The sequence below is a fragment of the Niallia sp. Marseille-Q9988 genome (assembly GCF_976954375.1).
This window is the reverse complement of record NZ_CDRJSZ010000003.1, coordinates 37782-58321: the sequence shown is the minus strand read 5'-3', so window position 1 is coordinate 58321 and position 20540 is coordinate 37782. Positions and strand designations below refer to the sequence as shown.

Annotated in this window: 15 protein-coding genes; 6 read left to right on the top strand and 9 right to left on the bottom strand. The window is 35.4% G+C overall.

All coding sequences use genetic code 11. The features are described 5' to 3' along the window. The first annotated feature begins 324 nt into the window (after window positions 1-324). Window positions 325-1974: a glutamine--tRNA ligase/YqeY domain fusion protein gene (locus ACWNMZ_RS04475; RefSeq protein WP_048719018.1), complete on the top strand. Its 1650-nt coding sequence runs from the start codon at window positions 325-327 to the stop codon at window positions 1972-1974. 68 nt (window positions 1975-2042) lie between these two features. Here ACWNMZ_RS04475 and ACWNMZ_RS04470 read toward each other — a convergent pair whose 3' ends face one another. From ACWNMZ_RS04470 to pdxR, 5 genes are all read right to left on the bottom strand, one after another. Continuing rightward, complete coding sequence (locus ACWNMZ_RS04470; protein WP_035416695.1) at window positions 2043-4772, bottom strand: tetratricopeptide repeat protein; 2730 nt, start codon at window positions 4770-4772, stop codon at window positions 2043-2045. Between the two features lie 431 nt (window positions 4773-5203). Next, entirely contained in the window at window positions 5204-7855 is a 2652-nt protein-coding gene (locus ACWNMZ_RS04465; RefSeq protein ID WP_053094386.1) for a PBP1A family penicillin-binding protein, read from the bottom strand. A gap of 817 nt (window positions 7856-8672) precedes the next feature. Beyond that, entirely contained in the window at window positions 8673-8864 is a 192-nt protein-coding gene (locus tag ACWNMZ_RS04460) for a hypothetical protein (RefSeq protein WP_031540242.1), read from the bottom strand. 213 nt (window positions 8865-9077) lie between these two features. Further along, entirely contained in the window at window positions 9078-10118 is a 1041-nt protein-coding gene (locus ACWNMZ_RS04455) for a SepM family pheromone-processing serine protease (RefSeq protein WP_251627735.1), read from the bottom strand. A gap of 91 nt (window positions 10119-10209) precedes the next feature. After that, a complete protein-coding gene (gene pdxR / locus ACWNMZ_RS04450) occupies window positions 10210-11616 on the bottom strand; it encodes a MocR-like pyridoxine biosynthesis transcription factor PdxR (protein WP_449598288.1) in 1407 nt (468 codons plus the stop codon). Window positions 11617-11731: 115 nt separating this feature from the next. Here pdxR and ACWNMZ_RS04445 point away from each other — a divergent pair, with 115 nt between their 5' ends. From ACWNMZ_RS04445 to ACWNMZ_RS04435, 3 genes are all read left to right on the top strand, one after another. Beyond that, on the top strand, window positions 11732-12439 hold the full coding sequence (locus tag ACWNMZ_RS04445; RefSeq protein ID WP_449598287.1) for an aspartate/glutamate racemase family protein: 708 nt from the start codon (window positions 11732-11734) through the stop codon (window positions 12437-12439). A 173-nt stretch (window positions 12440-12612) separates the two neighbouring features. Then, a complete protein-coding gene (locus ACWNMZ_RS04440; protein ID WP_449598286.1) occupies window positions 12613-13998 on the top strand; it encodes an alkaline phosphatase in 1386 nt (461 codons plus the stop codon). A gap of 166 nt (window positions 13999-14164) precedes the next feature. Then, window positions 14165-14830, top strand: coding sequence for a DUF4352 domain-containing protein (locus ACWNMZ_RS04435; protein ID WP_048716457.1), 666 nt, complete (start codon window positions 14165-14167; stop codon window positions 14828-14830). 272 nt (window positions 14831-15102) lie between these two features. Here ACWNMZ_RS04435 and ACWNMZ_RS04430 read toward each other — a convergent pair whose 3' ends face one another. Both ACWNMZ_RS04430 and ACWNMZ_RS04425 read right to left on the bottom strand, forming a co-directional pair. Beyond that, complete coding sequence (locus ACWNMZ_RS04430; RefSeq protein ID WP_031537164.1) at window positions 15103-15942, bottom strand: STAS domain-containing protein; 840 nt, start codon at window positions 15940-15942, stop codon at window positions 15103-15105. 108 nt (window positions 15943-16050) lie between these two features. Further along, entirely contained in the window at window positions 16051-16905 is an 855-nt protein-coding gene (locus ACWNMZ_RS04425; protein ID WP_048716454.1) for a VOC family protein, read from the bottom strand. Between the two features lie 151 nt (window positions 16906-17056). Between ACWNMZ_RS04425 and ACWNMZ_RS04420 the strand changes: the two genes are divergently transcribed. Further along, window positions 17057-17368, top strand: coding sequence for a winged helix-turn-helix transcriptional regulator (locus ACWNMZ_RS04420; RefSeq protein WP_031537169.1), 312 nt, complete (start codon window positions 17057-17059; stop codon window positions 17366-17368). A gap of 74 nt (window positions 17369-17442) precedes the next feature. On the opposite strand, the gene ACWNMZ_RS04415 is transcribed toward ACWNMZ_RS04420, so the two are convergent. Next, the gene (locus ACWNMZ_RS04415; RefSeq protein ID WP_449598285.1) at window positions 17443-17673 is read right to left on the bottom strand and encodes an excisionase family DNA-binding protein; all 231 of its coding nucleotides are present in this window, start codon (window positions 17671-17673) and stop codon (window positions 17443-17445) included. Window positions 17674-18022: 349 nt separating this feature from the next. Here ACWNMZ_RS04415 and ACWNMZ_RS04410 point away from each other — a divergent pair, with 349 nt between their 5' ends. After that, a complete protein-coding gene (locus ACWNMZ_RS04410) occupies window positions 18023-18217 on the top strand; it encodes a hypothetical protein (RefSeq protein ID WP_031537172.1) in 195 nt (64 codons plus the stop codon). Window positions 18218-18335: 118 nt separating this feature from the next. On the opposite strand, the gene ACWNMZ_RS04405 is transcribed toward ACWNMZ_RS04410, so the two are convergent. Further along, window positions 18336-20381 (bottom strand): bifunctional diguanylate cyclase/phosphodiesterase, encoded by a 2046-nt coding sequence (locus ACWNMZ_RS04405; protein WP_349205257.1) that lies wholly within the window; start codon window positions 20379-20381, stop codon window positions 18336-18338. Window positions 20382-20540: the final 159 nt, after the last annotated feature.

The window sequence follows — 20540 nt, the reverse complement described above, 5'->3', positions numbered from 1 at the left end:
GGGCATTTTATTTTAATGAAAACCAACTTCCCCTCTTCCTCCTGCTTTTTTGGCGTTCATCCTTCTCATAAAAGCCTCTCACTAACTAAAATTGCTATTTCTTCAAAATTAATCCAAAACTATACAAATCATTTTCCAAAACCATAAAAATTTACAAATTTATTGTACTTTCGTTTCCTTTCTATGAAGTTTATAATAAAATATTGGTTATATTATTGATATAATCATACTAAGATCGTTTGGATATTTTCGATATAAACGAGTTACTAGGCTCAACATTCAAAACTAAAAGTATTCATACATAAAAGAAAGGTGGCTATAATCTTGGAGATTGGCTCTAATTTTATAAAAAACATCATGAAAGAAGATTTAGAAACAGGTAAGCATGATACAGTTATCACTCGCTTTCCGCCAGAACCAAATGGCTATTTACATATTGGACATGCTAAGTCCATTTTTATTAATTTTGGGTTGGCAGATGAATTTGGCGGCAAAACAAACTTGCGCTTTGACGATACAAACCCTTTAAAAGAGGACATTGAATATGTTAACTCTATTAAAGAAGATGTAGAATGGCTTGGATATGAATGGGAAAATCTGCTCTTTGCTTCTGACTATTTTGAAGAAATGTACGAGCGTGCTGTTCTATTAATCAAAAAAGGGCTAGCTTATGTAGATGATTTATCTGCTGATGAGATTCGTGAATACCGTGGTACGTTAACAGAACCAGGGAAAGAAAGTCCTTATCGCACCCGTTCTGTGGAAGAAAATCTTCAATTATTTGAAGCAATGCGTAACGGAGAGTTTGGAAATGGTGAAAAGGTTCTTCGCGCAAAAATTGATATGGCTTCTCCTAATATTAACTTAAGAGATCCTGTTATTTATCGTATCGCCCATGCAACACATCATAATACTGGAGATAAATGGTGTATTTATCCAATGTATGCATTTGCTCATCCGTTAGAGGATGCGATTGAAGGTGTCACACACTCTCTTTGTACAACAGAGTTTGAAGACCAACGCCCTCTTTATGATTGGGTTGTTCGTGAATGTGAAATGGAAAGCACGCCTCAACAAATTGAATTTGGTCGTTTAAATATTACAAACACGGTAATGAGTAAACGGAAATTAAAACTCCTAGTAGACGAAAAATATGTGGATGGTTGGGACGATCCTCGTATGCCTACTATCTCTGGTTTAAGAAGAAAAGGTGTAACGCCAGAAGCAATCCGTAATTTCTGTATGGAATTAGGTATCTCAAAAGGATCTGGAGCAGTTGATTCTGCAATGCTTGATCATTTTGTTCGTGAAGATTTAAAATTAAAAGCTCCTCGTACAATGGGTGTCCTAAATCCTTTAAAAGTCGTCATCACGAACTACCCAGAAGGACAAATAGAAATGTTAGATGCGGAAAACAATCCAGAAAATCCAGAGATGGGAGTGAGACAAATTCCATTCTCTCGTGAAATTTATATTGAACAAGAAGACTTTATGGAGAATCCCCCGAAGAAGTACTTCCGCTTATTCCCAGGAAATGAAGTGCGATTAAAGCATGCTTACTTCATCAAATGTGAAGAAGTAATAAAAGATGAAGAGGGAAATGTAATGGAGCTTCACTGTACGTATGATAAAGAAACAAAAAGTGGGACTGGCTTTACTGGCAGAAAAGTAAAAGGAACATTGCATTGGGTGGAAGCAACGCAAGCTATCCCTGCTGAATTCCGCTTATTCGAACCACTTATTAGTGATGAAGAGGAGGAAATAGAAGAAGGAAAAACGTTCTTAGACTATGTAAATCCTAATTCTCTAGAAGTGATTCAAGGCTTTATTGAGCCAAATATGAAGGATGTTAAACCACAAGATAAATTTCAATTCTTCCGTCATGGCTATTTTAATGTGGACCCTAAATATACAACATCTGAAAAGCCTGTATTTAACCGCATTGTTTCCTTGAAAAGCTCATTTAAATTATAATATTTGCTAGAAATAAAGGGAGAAGAATAATCACTATTTCGATTAATCTTCTCCCTTTTTTCAATCACTTATATCCATGTCGTTGCAGGCTTAGTTGTATTAGCAAGCCAATCGTACTGCAGCAAACGTAATTCGAATAATTTCAATGGATCATGGAACATTTCCGGATTATTCTTTAAACGTTCTAGTAAATCTTTGTATTCCACTATGTCTTTTGATTTTTCTTCAGCAACCTGCTCTAATGTTACCTTTGGACTGATAAAGAACATCTTGATATCATTTTCCAATCCTTTTTCATAGAAATCAAAATGCTGTAAAACAGCTGCTGAAACAGATGAAACCACTTCAGAAAAGTCTTCCGTTTCGATATACTTTTGATATTTTGATTGGAGCATTTTTTTATTTTGTTGAATAGCTCCGAGTAGCTTCCCTGCACTCTTTAAAAATACTTGAGACGCATTAAAGCGATTGAAAATATTTAATGGATCGATTCGTAGCCCACTTGATAAGCGGCGTGCATCCCTTCTCCAATCTTCAATGATTGTAAAGTCACAGATAAGTTCCAAAGGATGCTCTTTATATATGCCATTAAATCCTTCACAAAGCTCTTGAAGAAATTGCTGCCCTTGCTCTAATTGTTTATGGGAAGAGTGAATCCATTCCTCTATACTTCGATGAACGCGCGGTGATAACGTTTCGTTTATATAGTGATTTATACGTTTATTCATCTCTTCATTAAGAGCAACATGCATCTTAGTAAAATCACTATCTTCTTTTACAAAATCCTTACAGCCTTTTAAAATAGCTGGAATATCTTTCTTCATTGCTTCTTGCGTTTCTGTTTTGATTTCTTCAAATTGTTTTGTAATTGATTCAATTTTTGACGTTTCCATATCCATAAGCTGATTTTTTGCACCAGTAAGCTTACTTACCATTTCCTCATACAATTCTAGTGATCCCTTTAAACTATTTTCCATATCTAGTCGCTTATCTAATAGATTTGTAATTAAATCTTGAATGATGGAAATGCAGCTTTGTAGACGTTCTTCCTTCATGTTTCTTCCTTCAAAATGCTGTTGATAGTAGAGACTGACCTCATCTAATTGCATTTTTCTATCCTCTTGCTTAGAATAGATAAATATTTTGCTATCTGGGAAATAATGCTGAATAGCAGCTGTTGCCTTTTGCAATCGTTTTGTTGCCACTTTCTCATTTTCCGCATCATCCATATAAATTAAGAATTGAACAGTTAAGAACGATGACTTTTCCTTCCATTGCTTTAATCGCTCATATTCATTATAAGAAAAAACAGAGTGTTCATTTATAACAAATAAGAGACTGTCTGCCAGCATGGCATAATCTGCATAAGATTCTTTTTCAACAAAAGGAGCAGTAGTAACAGTCCATCTATTTTGATTTAAAAAGTGAGAAGGTGTATCTAACTGAAACACTCTCGGATTCACAGAATCTGATTGTTGCATCAAAAGCTCTTTATAAAAATTGGTTAGTGTATCAATTGGACGTAATCCAGCGTTCGTTACTTCCTTAATCTCAAGATAATCATTATCTTTTACTGTTAGAATCGCGCTTGCTTCTTCCGCCAGAACAGTTTCCCCTACAAGCTCATTAATATAAGCATTCACACCACTTCCATGTGATCCTACCATCAATAATTGATAATGATCAGATGGAAGGTAATCCTGCACTTTTTGGGTAAATTTCTTATCTAGTGGAATATCATGTTTATCTGCCCAATCTATAATAGATTCAAATAAATTCATAAATTGTTGGAACGAAACATTCGCTTCCGGTGCTTCATTAATGACCATTTCAGCTTTTGATACAACGGAATATTCAATAGAATGTTTAAACATTTCATTCCAAGCTAAAACAGCAGATGCTGCAACTACAACATGTCTTCCAGCAGAAGATAAGAAATAATTGGATAAAAGTGCTGGAACGATTTCTTGTACTTCTTTAATAGGATAGCTACCACTAATTAAATGAGCATATGCTTTTTCTAATATAAGCGTCAGTCCCTCTTCAGCTTCACTTGGTGCTGGCTCATAGACTGTATTAAACACAGTTACCCATGTTAAATAATGTGCGCTATCTTCATAGTTTTTCCATAATGATATCGCCAATCTCTCAAAAGTAGCAGTATCTAATTCTTGAAGACTTTTCAAGTTTTCCATAAAATAAGATGGCTCAAACTGATTGATTACACCAAGGTTGCTATAATGAATCAGCGCTTCATACCATTTTAATGCATCTGTTCTTTTCCCTTCATTAACAGCAAGCTGGATTGCTTTTTCCCAATTTTGCTGTTCTTCATAATACGATTTAGCAACAGTTGTTATATTGGCATAATCAGGATTAGTTGCGACAAGATTATTGATAATCTCTAACGCCATTTCATGATTTTCTTTTTGAAAATATAAAGAAAATAGCTGCATCGAAATTTCTGTCTTTAAAAGATCAGAATCGGTAACAATTGATTTATAAAAGCTTTCTGCAGTTGAATATTCCTCTAATTCCAAATAGGCATCTGCAAGGTTCTTTTGCGCCCATGGTTCTAATTCATTACTAATATTCTCCCATTTAAAAATAGCCGCTTCATAATCATGGTATTGAAAATATAATTCCCCTTGCGCAAAGCGGATAGAAGTTAAATCAGGAACATTTTTTCTTTGTTCAGCAATATATAATTGTCCTAAGACTTCAATTGGTGATTCGTCTCTATCTTTTAAGTATCCTTCATAATACGTTTTTTCGATTAGTTTTTTTTCTAATGTCATAACTTCCCCCTGCCATCCATTTAGAGTGTCTTCCTCTTTTTAAAATACTATCTTTATGCAAAAATCTTTCTAATTATGTCTTAGTAGGCTATCCTTCATTGTAGCAAACTAGATTATTTCATGGATTTCTAATTTGAATCAATCTCTTTACAATATAATAACAGTTAGGTAATCCTACCTGTTTTTCCTACTTAACTGAAGTCTCTATCATAAGATTGCAGAATGTTCGCTCTTTTATCACACTATTATATTTAGATTACTTATTATTATTCTCTTCCTCTAGTGCCAATCGTACCTTTCTTTCCTGCTTTATCTATCCAGAAAAAAAGTTCCTTGTATCTTTTGACCTACTTAAAAATCTTTCTCTAGTTGATTTGATATAAAAAGAAAATGATCATCCCTTGAATTTGGAGACCATTTTCTTTTTTCACTTACGGAGTTGTGCCAGTATTTGCATCAGGAAGGATAATGTCACCAAATCCATTATCTTCTCCACTTCCGCCAGGAGTAGAATAAACCGTAACAGACGTAGACACCGCTTCACTAGAACCTACTTCATTTGTGGCAGTTACTGAGATCATATACGTTTGTCCAGGCTGTGGCCTCTTCAATGTGGCTTGTTGCTCTGACGTCGTTGCTAAGGTTTGAGGGATTCCATTAACCGTAAAGGAAACAATGTATTGGTTATTTTCACCTTCGCTACTAGGTTGCCAATGAATCAAAATGCTATTTGATGCTTGATCATAGGTTGCTTGGAGATTGCTTGGACTGTTTGGTGCTTTGGCTTGTTCCTCCACTGTGATGGCAGTGGAAGCTACATCACTTTTTACTCCTTCTACACTTGCCACAACCGTAAAGACATATTCTTCGCCTTTATGAGGATTCGGAAGAATGACCTTTTTATCCTTTGTAGACGTTAAGTTTGTTGTTTTTCCATCTACTGTATAAGTAACTTCAAAGCTTGTTTCAAAACCGCTAATCGAAGAGTGGTTCCATGCTAATTCAATTTGATTTGCTTCTTCCTCATAAATGGCGCCAAAATCGGTTGGTGTCACTGGTTTCGGCGGTTGTGGTTTCTCTCCACCCTTTACGTAATACTCCATTCCCGATTTCCCAACACTTTCAGGCTGCTTAAATCGCTCTTGACTTGTTGCTGCCTTCGACATAATGGCTTTGAAAACGAGTAGGGAAAGATCGTCTGTTGTGCTATTTAAATAATCACTCGAAGAAGTCGTTTTATCATACCCAGTCCATACGGCTCCAGTATATTGTGGAGTATACCCCACAAACCATGCATCCCTTACAGCATTATTTGGGAGGCTGTATTTCGTAACGGTTTTTTCATCAAAGTTCGTCGTTCCGGTTTTTCCAGCAAGGTCTATATTAGCGATATTCGCCTTAGCCCCAGTACCTGAATGGACGACTGACCTTAGCATATCGGTCACTAAGAAAGCTGTATAATCTGCCATTACTTTTTTCTCAGTCGGTGCTAATTTCTCAACACGCCCATTTGAATAGACAATTTTTGTTATAGTATGGGGTTCTATATAGTAACCAGCATTACCAAAGGCAGAGTATGCACCGGCCATCACAAGTGGAGAAGCCGCATCAATCCCACCAATGGAGTTTGCTTCATTTCCTTTTTGTTCATCTGAAATTGGGAAACCTAGACTTCTAGCAAATTCAGTTGCAGCTTCTGCACCAACTTCTTGAAATGTTTTTAATGCTGGAATATTGCGTGACCAAACAAGGTGGTCTCTAATTGTCTTACTCCCTGCATAGGTACGATTTGCGTTTCGAATCGGAGTCCCATCACTGTAATGATATTTTTCATCTTTTATCTTATGGGCTGTTGACCAGTTCAATTTTTCAATGGCAGGACCATAGTCAAGAATCGGTTTAATTGTCGAACCTGGCTGACGTTTCATCATAATGGCATAATTATAAGAATTAGTTTGAAAATTTCTCCCACCACCAATTGCTTTAATTTCTCCAGTTTGTGTATCGGTAATTACAACAGCTGTTTGCAGCTTTTCATTTTCTGGGAAGCTGACATAATCATTGGTGGACAGCACATCTTCTGTCAATTGTTGTATGTCAGAATCGATGGTTGTATAAATTTCTAATCCATCTTCGAAAATATTCGCATTTGTTTTGTCTTGTACCTCCTTTAACACGGTATTTACAAAGGCCTCATATTTATTTGCTTTCGGTTTCTGTATGTTTATCGTCTCTTCAATAGGGGTACTTTGTGCTTCTATCATTTCTGATTTGGAAATATAATGATGTCTATTCATATAGTTAAGAACCATATTTCTTCGTTCTTCTGCACGTTCTAAGTTGTCTTCAACGATTGGCATGTATCGATTCGGACTTTGTGGAATTCCTGCTAAAAGCGCAGCTTGTTCAAGTGTTAATTGGTTTAATTCATCCACATTTAGACCAAAGAAACGCTCCGATGCTTTTGCTACTCCATAAATATCGCAACCGTATAAGTTTTTGTTGAAATACATTTCCAGTATTTGCTCTTTAGTAAAGCGACGTTCTAGTTGAATTGCTAAGTACCATTCCTGGATTTTTCTTGTTGGTGTTTGTTCAATCGATAAAAAAGAATTTTTTACTAGCTGCTGTGTTATGGTACTTCCTCCACCACTTTCTAACGATCTTGTCGTAATTACTTTAAAAATCGCAACCATTGTTCGTTTTACATCAATTCCGTGATGCTTGTAGAAACGAGAATCCTCGGTTGCTAAAACAGCATCCTTTAATACCTCTGGAATTTGTTCTATACCGATATCATCACGTTTTTCTGTCCCTACCTCGGCGATGACTGTTTTTCCATCACTAGCAAATAAGCTAGACGATAAAGGGTCTTTTAATAATGTTTCGTCAAACTTTGGAGCATCTTTGATAATCAAAATAATTGCACCAACTCCAACCAAAAAGAGTACAACTCCAACGATAAGGCTAAAATATAAGAGTTTTTTCCAGAATCTTCTCTTTGGTTTCTGATTCTTTGATAAACGTTGTTCTTCTTGTAATTTTTTTCTTCGCTCAACGCGAGAATGATTATTTTCAGTCATTCGAGTAGCTGCTAATAAAATATAAACATTCCATTTTGTCTATATTCACTTTCTTAATAGCAGATTTTTCACCTCATTTTCGATTTTGTATGATCTAGTAGAGAAAATAGACACAGCTTTAAATAAATGTTTCTGTTTTAGTGTTATAGATTTTCACTTTAAAAATTCGTTTGAAAAATATGTTTTTTGATTTACAAATCATAGCATCCAATCATTTTTGACAAAATGGTAGAACTGCTAGATTTATGATAATTCTTTTATAAGAGTAAAAATAGGAGGGAATCCATATCTTTTAAATGTCTAACTGGGGAGCTATTTGAGGTTAAAGGGACTTATTTTTCCTAATTTATCAAGAAAGCACTTTGTGATTTAAAATCCGATGTATATAATCAACGAGAATCCAAAGAGGGCACTGAAAAAGTCTAGTTCTCCAAATTAATGAGGTTTTATTTATTTGAAAGCAAATAATAAGTTGGTTTGGAGAGGTGTCCGCTCGACTCCTACGGGAGATGCGAGAAAGTCCGAGACCCTGCAGGAGCGTGAGCTGTGAAGCGGCTCGGCGCTCGCCCCGGTGAGTCGTGCGGTAAGCCTCGGAAAACAAAAGCCTACACTAAGTTAGAATGGTTTGGTAACTACCGATTCACCAGGTAATTCACTTTTTCAGTGGCCTCAATCCAAAATGGTGGGGGCTTACTTGATGTAAGCAAAGAAAGAAATCAATTCTAATATAGATAAAAAAAATTAACGTGGTCTAAACCGCCCCTCACAAAAAAAGGAGACAAACGCTCTTGCGTTTGTCTCCTTTTTTGACTCTTCATTATTTTTTCTTCTCATCCTCTTTTTCAATTTTCTCTACAGGAGAATGTCCCATCCAATCTTCTTGTTTCATCCGTTTTTTTCGTCTTCTTTGTGATACAACTATGACAAGAATAATAAGAACGATTAAAAGGAGAGGAACTCCAAAAGCTCCATAAAGAATATTAAAAAGACCACTAAAAAATTCTGACATGGTGAACCTCCTTGTAAATGCCGTTTCCCAACTTCCCATCGTACTTTCCACTATCTATATATACCTTTCCCATTTCACTCTTTTCTAAACAGAATTTTTAGTTCAACAGCCTTACATGAAAAAATCTCCTTAAATAAATTAAGGAGACACTAGGTAAACATTATATTTTATCCGGAGAAATTCTGTAAATCTGAAATGAGCAATATGTAAAGTTTATTTCTTTTCAGGAAGCTTTTCCAAGTAATCGATTGCCTCTTCCAATGTGCTTACTGGCACGATTTTTATATCTGTGTAGCCTTCTTCCTCCACTTGCTCTTTAATTTCCTTTTCATTGGTATCATCTTCTGTTATATCTTTTGGATAAAAGAATATATCTACATCTGCTTTATGGGCAGCAACTATTTTGTGCTGGATTCCACCAATTTGTCCTACATTTCCCTCTGCATCCATTGTGCCAGTACCAGCAATTTTGTAACCCTTTGTTAAATCCTCTTCCACAATTTGATTATAAACTTCTAAAGAAAACATTAATCCAGCTGAAGGGCCGCCAATATTTTCACTATTAATCGCAACATTGATCGAAGGATTTATTGTCATATTATCTTCAGGTGCAATGCCAATTCCGACTTGTCCTGTTTTTTTATCTAATACAATGACTTCAACGGATGCTTCTTTCTTTTCTTTCCCATGTATAAATTCAAGCTGGACAGTGTCGCCTGCTTGCTTGTCTTTTAAATACGCAATTAATTCATCACTTTTCGTAAATTCTTGGCCATCTACCTTTTGAATAATATCTCCAACTTCTATAATTGACTTTGCTTTGGAATTTTCTAATACTTGTGCAACGAAAATGCCATTATAGTCAAATTGAACTTTTTTTCCTGCTTCATGGAGGCTAGCAATAATCGCATTTTGCTTAGAAGTATCCATCATATGAAGCAATAGCTTATTATACTCTTCGTCACTAAGATTCCCTTTTACCTCTTCCTCTTTTCGTATTTCCGTATGAGGAGCGACTAATCCGTATAAATAAATATATGGATTATTTGCCTTTATCGAATAAACAGTTGTTAAATTGAGGCTTCCTTTTTCTGACTTAGTTCCATCTTCTACCGTCACTTTTGGCGCAAGTGCTTCAATGGAGCCTGGCTGGTTTAAATAATAGGGGGTTGGGATGAATAAGAGAATGATGAGTACCCCAAAAAGTATGGTTAACCACTTTCTTGAAAAGACGCTTTTTCTTGATTTATTCATATTTACATACTCCTTAGGATAATAATTTGCTTCTATAAATATATTTACATACATTAAATGAAAAAAGAATGAATTTCAGCTATTTATTCCATTAAAAAATGGATTTTCTATTTGATTCAATTGTTTTTCTTAATAAAAGGACACCCTTTTCGATTTCCTCTAAAGTTAGTCCACCATATCCCATCACAATTCTTTCCCTGTGTTTCCCTTTTACTAAGCTATATTGTTCAATGGGGTATACCTTCACTCCGGAATGTTCCATTTTATGTATGAATGTTGGACAAAAATCTACTCCTGGTATCTCTACAACTAAATGCATGCCTGCTGATTTACCTATAATGGTAGCGCCTTGAAAATTTTGTTGAATGGCTGAAACCAATCGTTCTCTTTTTTCTTTATAGATTTTTTTCATTTTGCGTACATGTCGATCTAAATATCCTTCCCTGATAAACTGGGCTAATACTAATTGTTCTAGTGAGGATGTATGTCTATCTGAAAACCATTTAATTTGCTCAAAGGAATCGACCAATTCCTCTGGTAAAATAACATATCCAATCCGCAGTCCTGGGGAAAGTATTTTGCTAAAAGTACCCACATAAATCACATGGTTAGGTGCTATACCTTGAATGGACGGTACAGGCGCCCCTTCATAAGTGAATTCACTATCATAATCATCTTCCACAATATAGCAATTCATCCTTTTCGCATATTCTATTAGCTGCAGTCTTCTCTGAATAGATAGGATTCCACCTAACGGAAATTGATGGGAAGGGATTACAAAAACAAAGCTTGGTGATTGTTCTGGCAAACTATTTGGGTTAATTCCATTTTCGTCTACAGGAACAGGAATAATCTTCGCATTACTAAATGTAAAAATATTCCTCATTTCATCTGTCACTGGATCCTCAACTGCAATGCTTTTATTATCTTTTCCAAGCATTTCCGTAATAAGCTTCAACCCTTGAGTAGCACCAGATGTAATGAAAATTTGCTCTGCCTTGCATTGTACCCCTCTTACTCTTTTTAAATAGTCAACTAGTGCATCCTTCAACTCTTTCATCCCTGCAGCTTCTCCATATCCAAAGACGGATTCCGATGAATGTAGACAAATCTCCTTCGTTAATTGAGCCCATTTCTTCCTAGGAAAATAATCTATTGCAGGATTGCCAGCTTTAAAATCAATATATGTCTTTTTTTTATCCACCGTTTTTTTGGAAGTGTCTTTCCTCTTCGGTCTCTCAACAAATGAAAGAGAAGTCCCTAGTGCTACAAAGGTTCCTGCCTTTAGTCTAACCTCCAAATATCCTTCTGCGATTAAACGTTCATATGCTTCTAGAACAATATTTCGGGAAACTCCAATAGAGCCTGCCAATTCTCTCGAAGAAGGTAATTTCTCTCCTTCTTTTAATTGTTTTTCTAATATGCCATTACGAACTTGATCATAAATTTGCTGGGTTAGAGAGATAGATTGAGATCGGTCAATCGTAATAAAAATCATAGGAATTTCCTCCAATAAAAACTAAACTGGTACTATGAAAGTATATAATTTCTGGCTCTATTCTATACCAGTATACCATGATATCATGAAAAAAATGGTCGAAAGGAGTCTTACTATGAAAACGATTGGACTTATTGGTGGTTTGAGCTGGGAATCAACGGCAGATTATTATCGATATATGAATACATTGGTAAAGGAAGAAATGGGAGGATTACACTCATGCAAATGCCTTCTTTATTCCTTTGATTTTGAAGAAATTGTCGCACTGCAAAAAGCTGGTCACTGGGAAAAAGCAACGGAATTAATGATACACGCTGCAAAAACATTGGAAGCAGGGGGCGCTGATGTTGTTTTAATCTGTACAAATACGATGCACAAGATGGCAAAAGAAGTACAAGCAGCCGTTTCTATTCCTTTGCTTCATATTGCAGACGTTACAGGAAGTACTGTAAAAGAAGCCGATTTGAAAAAAGTTGGCTTATTAGGAACCATGTTTACAATGGAGCATTCCTTTTATAAAGAGGCACTATTAGCGCAAGAAATAGAAACGATTGTGCCCGAGAAAGAAGATAGAGAAGTTGTCCATCGGATCATATTTGATGAATTATGCAAAGGAATTATTCTTCCTGAATCAAAGGAAATATATTTGCGCATTATCAACAAACTACTATCCCAAGGTGCAGAAGGTATTATATTAGGATGCACAGAAATACCGTTACTTATTAAACAAGAAGATTGCTCTATTCCATTATTTGATACTACCTTTTTACATGCTAAAGCCGCTGTTTCCTATGCGCTCAGTAAAGAATTCGCTTTAAAATAAAGCTTAGTAAAATCCTTTCTTTCCTCACTCGAAACGAACAAAAAAAATACCATGTCTTATGAACTAGGGTACCTTTATCCTAGTTTTTTTTACATTTTCTCTAAACAGCTGTAAAACAAGCTTAACGTCCTTCCGTGATAATAAAGCGAATCAATCATTTGGAGGGAAACAATTTGAACACTAAATCATGGAAAAAAAAGTTATTACCAATCGCCGTAATCTCCTCTTTATCCGTTGCTGGGATAGCAACAGCACTCTTTGGAACAGAGACAGAAGCAAAAAATAACGGAAGCAGTAATGGCAAGCCTAAAAACATTATCTTCCTAATAGGAGATGGAATGGGTGTTTCTTACACTTCTGCTTATCGCTATTTAAAAGATAATCCAGAGACAAAAATAGCAGAAAATACATATTTCGATCCCTACTTGGTTGGTCAGCAAATGACATATCCAGAAGATCCTGCACAAAATGTGACGGATTCTGCATCTGCAGCAACTGCTATGTCAGCTGGTATCAAAACATATAATAGTGCCATTGCAGTTGATAATGACGAAACTGAAGTGAAAACTGTCTTGGAAGCTGCAAAGGAAAAGGGAAAATCTACTGGTCTTGTTGCAACATCAGAAATTACACATGCGACGCCAGCTGCCTTTGGATCCCATGATATAAGCCGCAAAAATATGAATGCAATTGCCGATGACTATTTCGATGAAATGATAAATGGAAAGCATAAAGTCGATGTTCTATTAGGCGGCGGAACAGACCTATTCGTTCGTCAGGACAGAGATTTAACGACGGAATTCAAAAATGCTGGCTACAATTATGTCACCAATCGCGATGATTTACTGAAAAATAAGGATACCCAGCTACTTGGACTATTTGCTGAAGCAGGCATGCCAAAAATGATAGATCGAGACAAAGAAACTCCCTCCTTAGAGGAAATGACGAAAATTGCTATTGAAAGCTTAAATAAAAATAAAAAGGGCTTTTTCCTGATGGTAGAAGGCAGCCAAATTGACTGGGCTGGACATGATAACGATATTGTCGCTGCAATGAGTGAGATGGAAGATTTCGAAAACGCGTATAAGGCAGCAATCGACTTTGCCAAAAAGGATAAAAACACATTAGTTGTAGCTACTGCTGACCATTCTACAGGAGGATTTTCGATTGCAGCAAACGGGGATTACAATTGGTACGGAGAGCCAATCAAAGCAGCAACAAAGACACCTGACTTTATGGCAGAATTGATTACCAATGGGACATCTGTTGAATCTACTTTGAAAAAATATATCAATCTATCCCTAAAGTCAGAAGAAGTTCAATCCGTTCAGAAAGCAGCTGAAACAAAAGATTTAACTAGTATTGACAATGCGATTGAAGATATCTTCAATAAACGGACCAACACGGGATGGACTACAGGTGGTCATACTGGAGAAGACGTTCCTGTTTATGCATATGGACCTTCTAGCAATCTTTTTGCTGGACAAAAGGACAATACAGATCATGCTAAAGTTATTTTTGACCTACTGCAGGCAAAAGTAAAAATCACGGACAATTAAAAAAGGCTATTTTCGTAATGTTTGTTGCTATCGCCCGCAGCCGGAATATCATCTTGCTGATAGGCGGTGGAGATTTCCATCTCTTAAAATTCAGAGATTCTGAAAAAAATAGGCTTCTCTTCGGCTTCTATTTGAAGGGAAGCTTTTCAATTGGGAGGATTCAACCTTGAAACGCTTTTTTATGTATTCATTTGCCTTTCTCTTATTAGCTGGGTGCAACAGCAATAAAGAGACTGAAGTAAATACCATTCAGGAAGTAGAGAAAATAGAAACAAGCATGCAAAATGTTCATGTTATTCCTGTTTCAACAGATGCATATATTCAAAATCCACAAGTTATTGATGATACTTCTCTAATAGCTGTAGGAGATTTCTACCGGGATAGGAAAGGCGAAGCAACATTAAAAGCCCTTGATGAAGAACCGAAGAGCATTCAGATTGATTCGATAAAACTGACAGTCAAAGATGCCAAAATAATCGATTATCGACCTGCATATAGCTTAATTGACTTCTATCATACCTATACACATGATGAGCAATTCATTTTCGTTAAGTTTTTCGTGGAAATCGTAAATCAATCGAACAAACAAAAGAAATTCTCTCCAATTGCTTTTATTCAGACGAATACAGATGAAATGATCACTTGGGAGAAGGATATTTATTTAGAAGATCTCAATGGGGTGTTAAATCCAGGCGAACGAAAGAAAGGTAATATAGGTTTCATTATAGAAAATTCCTCTATCAATGAAATTCAGTTAAGTACAAGTGATGTTTATAATGAGCAAGAAAAACTGATAGATAAAGCTAAAACACTAGACTTCCATTATAAATAATAATAATAACATAGATTAAATACTTCTAAATCGATGAAAGAGAACAAGTACGTCAGGTAACCTTTTTACAGCGAGCTTGCGCTTGTGTGAGCCAGCAAGGTAATCTTGGCGTAAATTTCCTACTAGCATACAATATCATAATGATAGAACCTCTTTGAAAGTCCACTCCATTATCCTGCGTGATAGTCGTTATATTTCATACAATAGGAATTTAGCGATAACCTACTCGTCCCTTTCACTAATTCATGTTTACGAAAATAGCCTTTAATCTATTATTTTTGGAAATGAACATCTTGTTCAATTGCTTTAGAAAGCGTGGAAGCAATCGAAATATCTTCAAATGATAATCCTAATTGGATTGCAGTTGTAGCAATTTCTGGTCGAATACCCGATAGCGTCGTTTTGACCCCAATTAAGCTTAGCCCATTAATAAGTTGAAAGATTTGATGAGCAACCATGGTATCAATAATAATTACACCAGATAGGTCAATAAATAACTGAGATACCTTTTTTTCTGCACATTGTTTGATTGTGTTTTCCAATATTGCAGCAGCACGGGCAGTATCGATATCTCCAACAAGGGGCAAGAGTGCTCTTGTTTTACTCAAGGAAATAACTGGAGAACTTAGCTCATTAATCATTTCTTGCTGTGCTTCAAGCTGTCGGTTCGAATAATGATGATGCTCCTCTGTATATTTTAAAATTATCTTATCTAGAACTTTCATAACAGAATGATTCCATCCAATTACTCGCTTATGACTAACATCATGTTCTGTAGCATATTCTTCAATTAGCTGAAAATATTGTTCTCTCGTACGAATAAATTCCCGAATAATAAAATGGATTGGCGTATCTAAATGTGCTTGATCTGTTGCAATTTCAAAAATCCATTCCTCTATATCTTCAAGAAATAGTTGCTTTTCCTTAATAAAAATGCCAGCGAGTCTGTAATGAAAATCATTATTTTGTTTTTTCATGATTTCAATTACATGTGGGTCAGATGTTGCATAGACACCTTTCGGATCATTTTTTGTTAGATTGTTATACCACTCTTCTGTTAATCTATCCGTATTATCGATAAAATATTGGTAAACTCCTTCATTATAGTGCAACTACTTCCCCACCTCTAAAATTTGTTAGTTTTAAACACGCCTAGAATTTTCATATTCTTTAATTAAAAGTTTAATAAGATTAGGGGAAATATGCAATTTTTTTATTTTTTAAGCAGTAACCAAACGAATCATATTTCCCGAAGGATCATATGTGTATAAATTATCCTTATCCTTTGTGAGAGTTGCTCCAAGCTCTGTCAATCTTTGTGTCAATTCTTCAAGCTTTTCCTCACTAGGTATCTGTAAATCATAATAAGCTAAACCAACATGATTTTTCTTTGGAACAGGTGCACCAATACCGTTCCAGACATTTAAACCGATGTGATGGTGATAGCGGCCAGTGGAAAGAAAAAATGCCTGAGATCCATATTTTTGAACGACATCAAAGCCCAATCCTTTTACATAAAAATCAACTGTTTCTTCTAATTCTGCAACATGTAAGTGAATATGACCAAGAATAGTTCCATCAGGAAGACCATTCCATTTGCTATTACTAGAAGCTGCAAGCACTCCTTTTGTGTCCATATAGGCCGTATCCATTCTTACAAAGTTGCCATCCCATTGCCAATCTGCTGGATTTTTATCGCAATATATTTCAATTCCGTTTCCATCCGGATCAGCTAAATAGATTGCTTCACTGACATAATGATCAGAGGCACCTTGTAATGGATATCCTGTTTCTAGCAAATGCTTAAATACATTTCCAAGCTGCTCTCTGGAAGGGACTAATATTGCTAAATGATAAAGTCCTGTTGTCCGCATTTTCTTGGGCTCGACTTGATCTAATTCCTCGATAAATAAAAATGCTTCCCCTGTTCCTGCACGTAATGCTGCTTGTTTCTTCTCTTTGCTTGCAATCGAAAGACCAATCACATTTTGGTAAAATAATAGTGACTCTTCTAAATCAGCTACCTTTAACTTGACACTTTTTGCATAGATATTTGGGGTTCTGTGAAATGTCATTTCTTTCTCCTCCTAACCATCTTTCGTACTTACTTTATGTAAGTAATTTTATTTTAATAATAAACGATTGTAAAGTAATCTAATTACAATTCATAATATTTTTACTTAAAATAATATTTATTGTATAATTATTGGAAGGGGGGATATTAAAATGAACCAAATGACAATTTGTCCAAGGTTTGAAAAAGCAATGAGTATTTTAAGCCAACGCTGGACTGGTTTAATTATTTATCAGCTATTGAATGGTCCTCAACGTTTCTGTACTATGGAATCCTCCATTGGAATAAGCGGAAGACTTTTATCGGAGAGATTAAAGGATTTAGAGCAAGCTGGAATTGTAGCAAGAGTGGTATATCCTGAAACTCCTGTTAGAATTGAATATTCTTTAACAGAAAAAGGGCGTTCATTAGAGCCAATTATGAAAGAAATTGAAAATTGGTCCCATTCTTGGCTAGAAGTGTAAATCTAATATAAGGATATCTCTGCAAAACCTTATGGTTTCATGCGAAGATATCCTATTTATTTAATAATAGCTTTTTAATCCTCATCTTTAATGTCTAAATCTTCTGGAATCGGCTCACTCCATACTTCTTCCACAAACTTTTTATATTTTTCTACTTGCTTAAAATGTGTATTAAATTGCTCTTTGTTAATAAGATAATCGGCTCCATCAAAAATTGCTCTAATTTGATTTTGTAAAATCAGATTTTTCACCTTGATTTCTGAAACAGCAAGCAATTCTGCAGTTTCCTTCACTGATAAATACATCGATCCACCTCTTTTTATTTGGCTGTTTTCGTAAAGTTTGTTGCTATCACCCGCAGCCTAAATACACTACGCTTTCCATGGGGCGAGCGGCAAGCCTCCTCGGCTTCGCCTGCGGGGTCTCGCCTTTCTCGCTAATCCCATAGGAGTCTACGTGTATTCAGGCTGCTCCATATTTCTAATAAATTTATTTTTCCTATTGAAAAGGCAACAATCTTTTAGAAAACAGCCTTTTATTCAATAGCTTTTTTTCTTTACACGGATTCCATTTAAAATTAACTCTTTCTTTATATTGTCTTCATTAATCAACTGTATAGTTAAGTTATCGGTACAATCAAAGGAGGATGCATAAATGAGTTTCGTACTAAACAGCCTATTTTTAGTAATGATCTTTTGTTGTTTCTCTTTCATATTTTATCAGTCTTTCTTCGCAAAAACTAGAAAAGTAACTGCTCCACGTTCAACATCTCTTCCATTAGAAAAGCATTCCTGTGATAGCGAAAAGACAAGGGTATTCTCTAAAGATATTAAACTTTACGCAGAATAGCTCTCCCACATAAGAGAATGAATTCATTCTACAAAATCCCAGTTACAAAATACAGATACTTTTGCAAAAAGAAAGATCATCCTTTCTTTTACATCGATACGGATGATCTTGATTCCTCTTATTGCTGAATATCCGTTTCACCCTTTTGAAAATGGAATAGCCACTCTTCCAAAGCAAAGACAGTCATTGGCCTCGCATAATAATATCCTTGGATAATTGGCCATTCATTTATAGAAGCTAAATAGTTAATCTGTTCTTCTCTTTCTACCCCTTCTATTACAATGCTCAAATGCAAGGAACTTCCGAGAGCTATGATTGCTTTAATAATTTCTCCGTCTTTTTGGGACTCCGGAACCCCATCAATAAAGGATTTATCAATTTTCAAGGTGTTTACAGGAATTCTTTTCAAATAAGATAAAGAGGAAACCCCTGTTCCGAAATCATCCAGTGTTACTGTAAAGCCAACATTTCTAAAAGCCTGAACAGATTGAATTGCCCCTTCAATATTACCAACTGCACTTGTTTCTGTTATTTCTAACTCAATCAAATGGGGCATTAACTTGTATTTCTCTACATTAGTGGTTAAGCTTGTCATTAGCCTTGGTGAGGTTACATAGGAGCCAGGTATATTAATAGCTACTGGTATATATCTATCTTGCTGTTGCCATACATCTATTTGTTTAGATACCTCTTCAATAATCCAATCTGTGACATCATACATTTTATCAGATGCTTCTAAAATCGGGATAAACACATCTGGCGACAACTCTCCATACAAAGGATGCTTCCATCTTAATAAAGCTTCTAATCCAGCGACTTCCCTTGACTTTAGAAATACTTTAGGCTGATAAACTAAATATAAATGCTTTTCTAATAGGGCATCCTCTATCTCATTCACAAGATGTTTAGCAAAAGTCTGTTTATGTTTTTCTGGATCATACAGGATGATTTCATTTTCAAAGCGAATGGAATAATGTGTTAAAACAGCGACAGCATTTTCATATAGCTGCTTGGAAGTTGCTTTTTTCTCATTGACTGATAATGCAATTGCTGTCTCTACTTTGATGATTCGATCATCAATAGTTACCGGATTAGATAAAATAGCAGTTAATTGATTTAATTCCAACATTAATTTATCTAAGGCTTCATTAGTTGTACTGACAATCGCAAAACGATTTCCCTCTATTCGGAACAATTCTACATTCGTTTGTATTAGTTTCGTACATAATTCTTCGATATAACCTATAATTTTATCTCCAAAGTAATAACCATACTTACCATTCCATTTATTTAAGTCATGTATATGAAGGATTGCCAGACCACTAAAATAAGTGGAGGATTCGATCAACTTTTCGAACTGTCTTCGGTTTGGAAGCTTTGTTAATGCATCAAAGTAATTTAAGCGATAATCAACATAGCGATCCAATAGGCTAGACAAAATAGAGAATAATAAAATAACAAAGATACCGATTGTTACACCAATAATAATTGCTTTTATACTAACATGGTGTGAGTGCGTATGGGTAAGTTCCATTTCTGTATCTACATAATATCGAATGGCATACATCCCTGCATAATGCATACTTGATATCGCTCCCCCCATCAAAAGGGAGGTAACAATTTTCACGATAAAATTATTCATATATCTTTGTAGCTTCATAAAGATAAACAGCGAAAAAAAAGAAGCTATTATAGCAATGAAAATGGATAAAATAAAATAGCCTAAATGGTAGGCATAATCAGCCTCTGACTTCATTGCTTTCATTCCAATATAATGCATGCTACTTATGCCAATCCCCATAAAGATTCCAGCAAAAGCAATCCATTTACTAGAATTCTTTGCCTTACTAGATATACTGAAAGCCAAAAATGTAGCTAATATAGCTGGCACTAAGGAAAGAATCGTTAATGGTATATTGAAAGTCATTTCAATCGGAAGCTTAGCCGCGCTCATCCCAATAAAATGCATAGACCAAATCCCGAAGCCCATCGTAATCGCCGCTAAACCTAACCATATATAGCGATGAAAAAAACTATGATAAACGATTCGTTCATTCATAGAAAGGGACGTATATGAAGCTAAACATGCAATAAATACAGATAAAGCAATGATAGGAACTGAATATTCAACCTGTATATAGGTTACTTGATCGACACTTGGCAATGTAAAAATAGTAATTTCCCCTCTATAAATACGTCTATGAGGGATATCATTCTTGAATTAGCAGCTGTTCCCATTTACGTATTTTACAAATTTAAAATGACTTTTATCCTAAGTCTTTTTACTTATATACTTGAATATAAAGGATAAATCTATTTTAGA

Coding starts and splice junctions, on each gene's coding strand:
- ACWNMZ_RS04445 (WP_449598287.1), top strand. CDS start 11,732: ATGAAAACGATTGGACTTATTGGTGGTTTGAGCTGGGAATCAACGGCA.
- ACWNMZ_RS04415 (WP_449598285.1), bottom strand. CDS start 17,673: ATGTATTTATCAGTGAAGGAAACTGCAGAATTGCTTGCTGTTTCAGAA.
- ACWNMZ_RS04410 (WP_031537172.1), top strand. CDS start 18,023: ATGAGTTTCGTACTAAACAGCCTATTTTTAGTAATGATCTTTTGTTGT.
- ACWNMZ_RS04455 (WP_251627735.1), bottom strand. CDS start 10,118: ATGAATAAATCAAGAAAAAGCGTCTTTTCAAGAAAGTGGTTAACCATA.
- ACWNMZ_RS04420 (WP_031537169.1), top strand. CDS start 17,057: ATGAACCAAATGACAATTTGTCCAAGGTTTGAAAAAGCAATGAGTATT.
- ACWNMZ_RS04465 (WP_053094386.1), bottom strand. CDS start 7,855: ATGACTGAAAATAATCATTCTCGCGTTGAGCGAAGAAAAAAATTACAA.
- ACWNMZ_RS04425 (WP_048716454.1), bottom strand. CDS start 16,905: ATGACATTTCACAGAACCCCAAATATCTATGCAAAAAGTGTCAAGTTA.
- ACWNMZ_RS04470 (WP_035416695.1), bottom strand. CDS start 4,772: ATGACATTAGAAAAAAAACTAATCGAAAAAACGTATTATGAAGGATAC.
- pdxR (WP_449598288.1), bottom strand. CDS start 11,616: ATGATTTTTATTACGATTGACCGATCTCAATCTATCTCTCTAACCCAG.
- ACWNMZ_RS04460 (WP_031540242.1), bottom strand. CDS start 8,864: ATGTCAGAATTTTTTAGTGGTCTTTTTAATATTCTTTATGGAGCTTTT.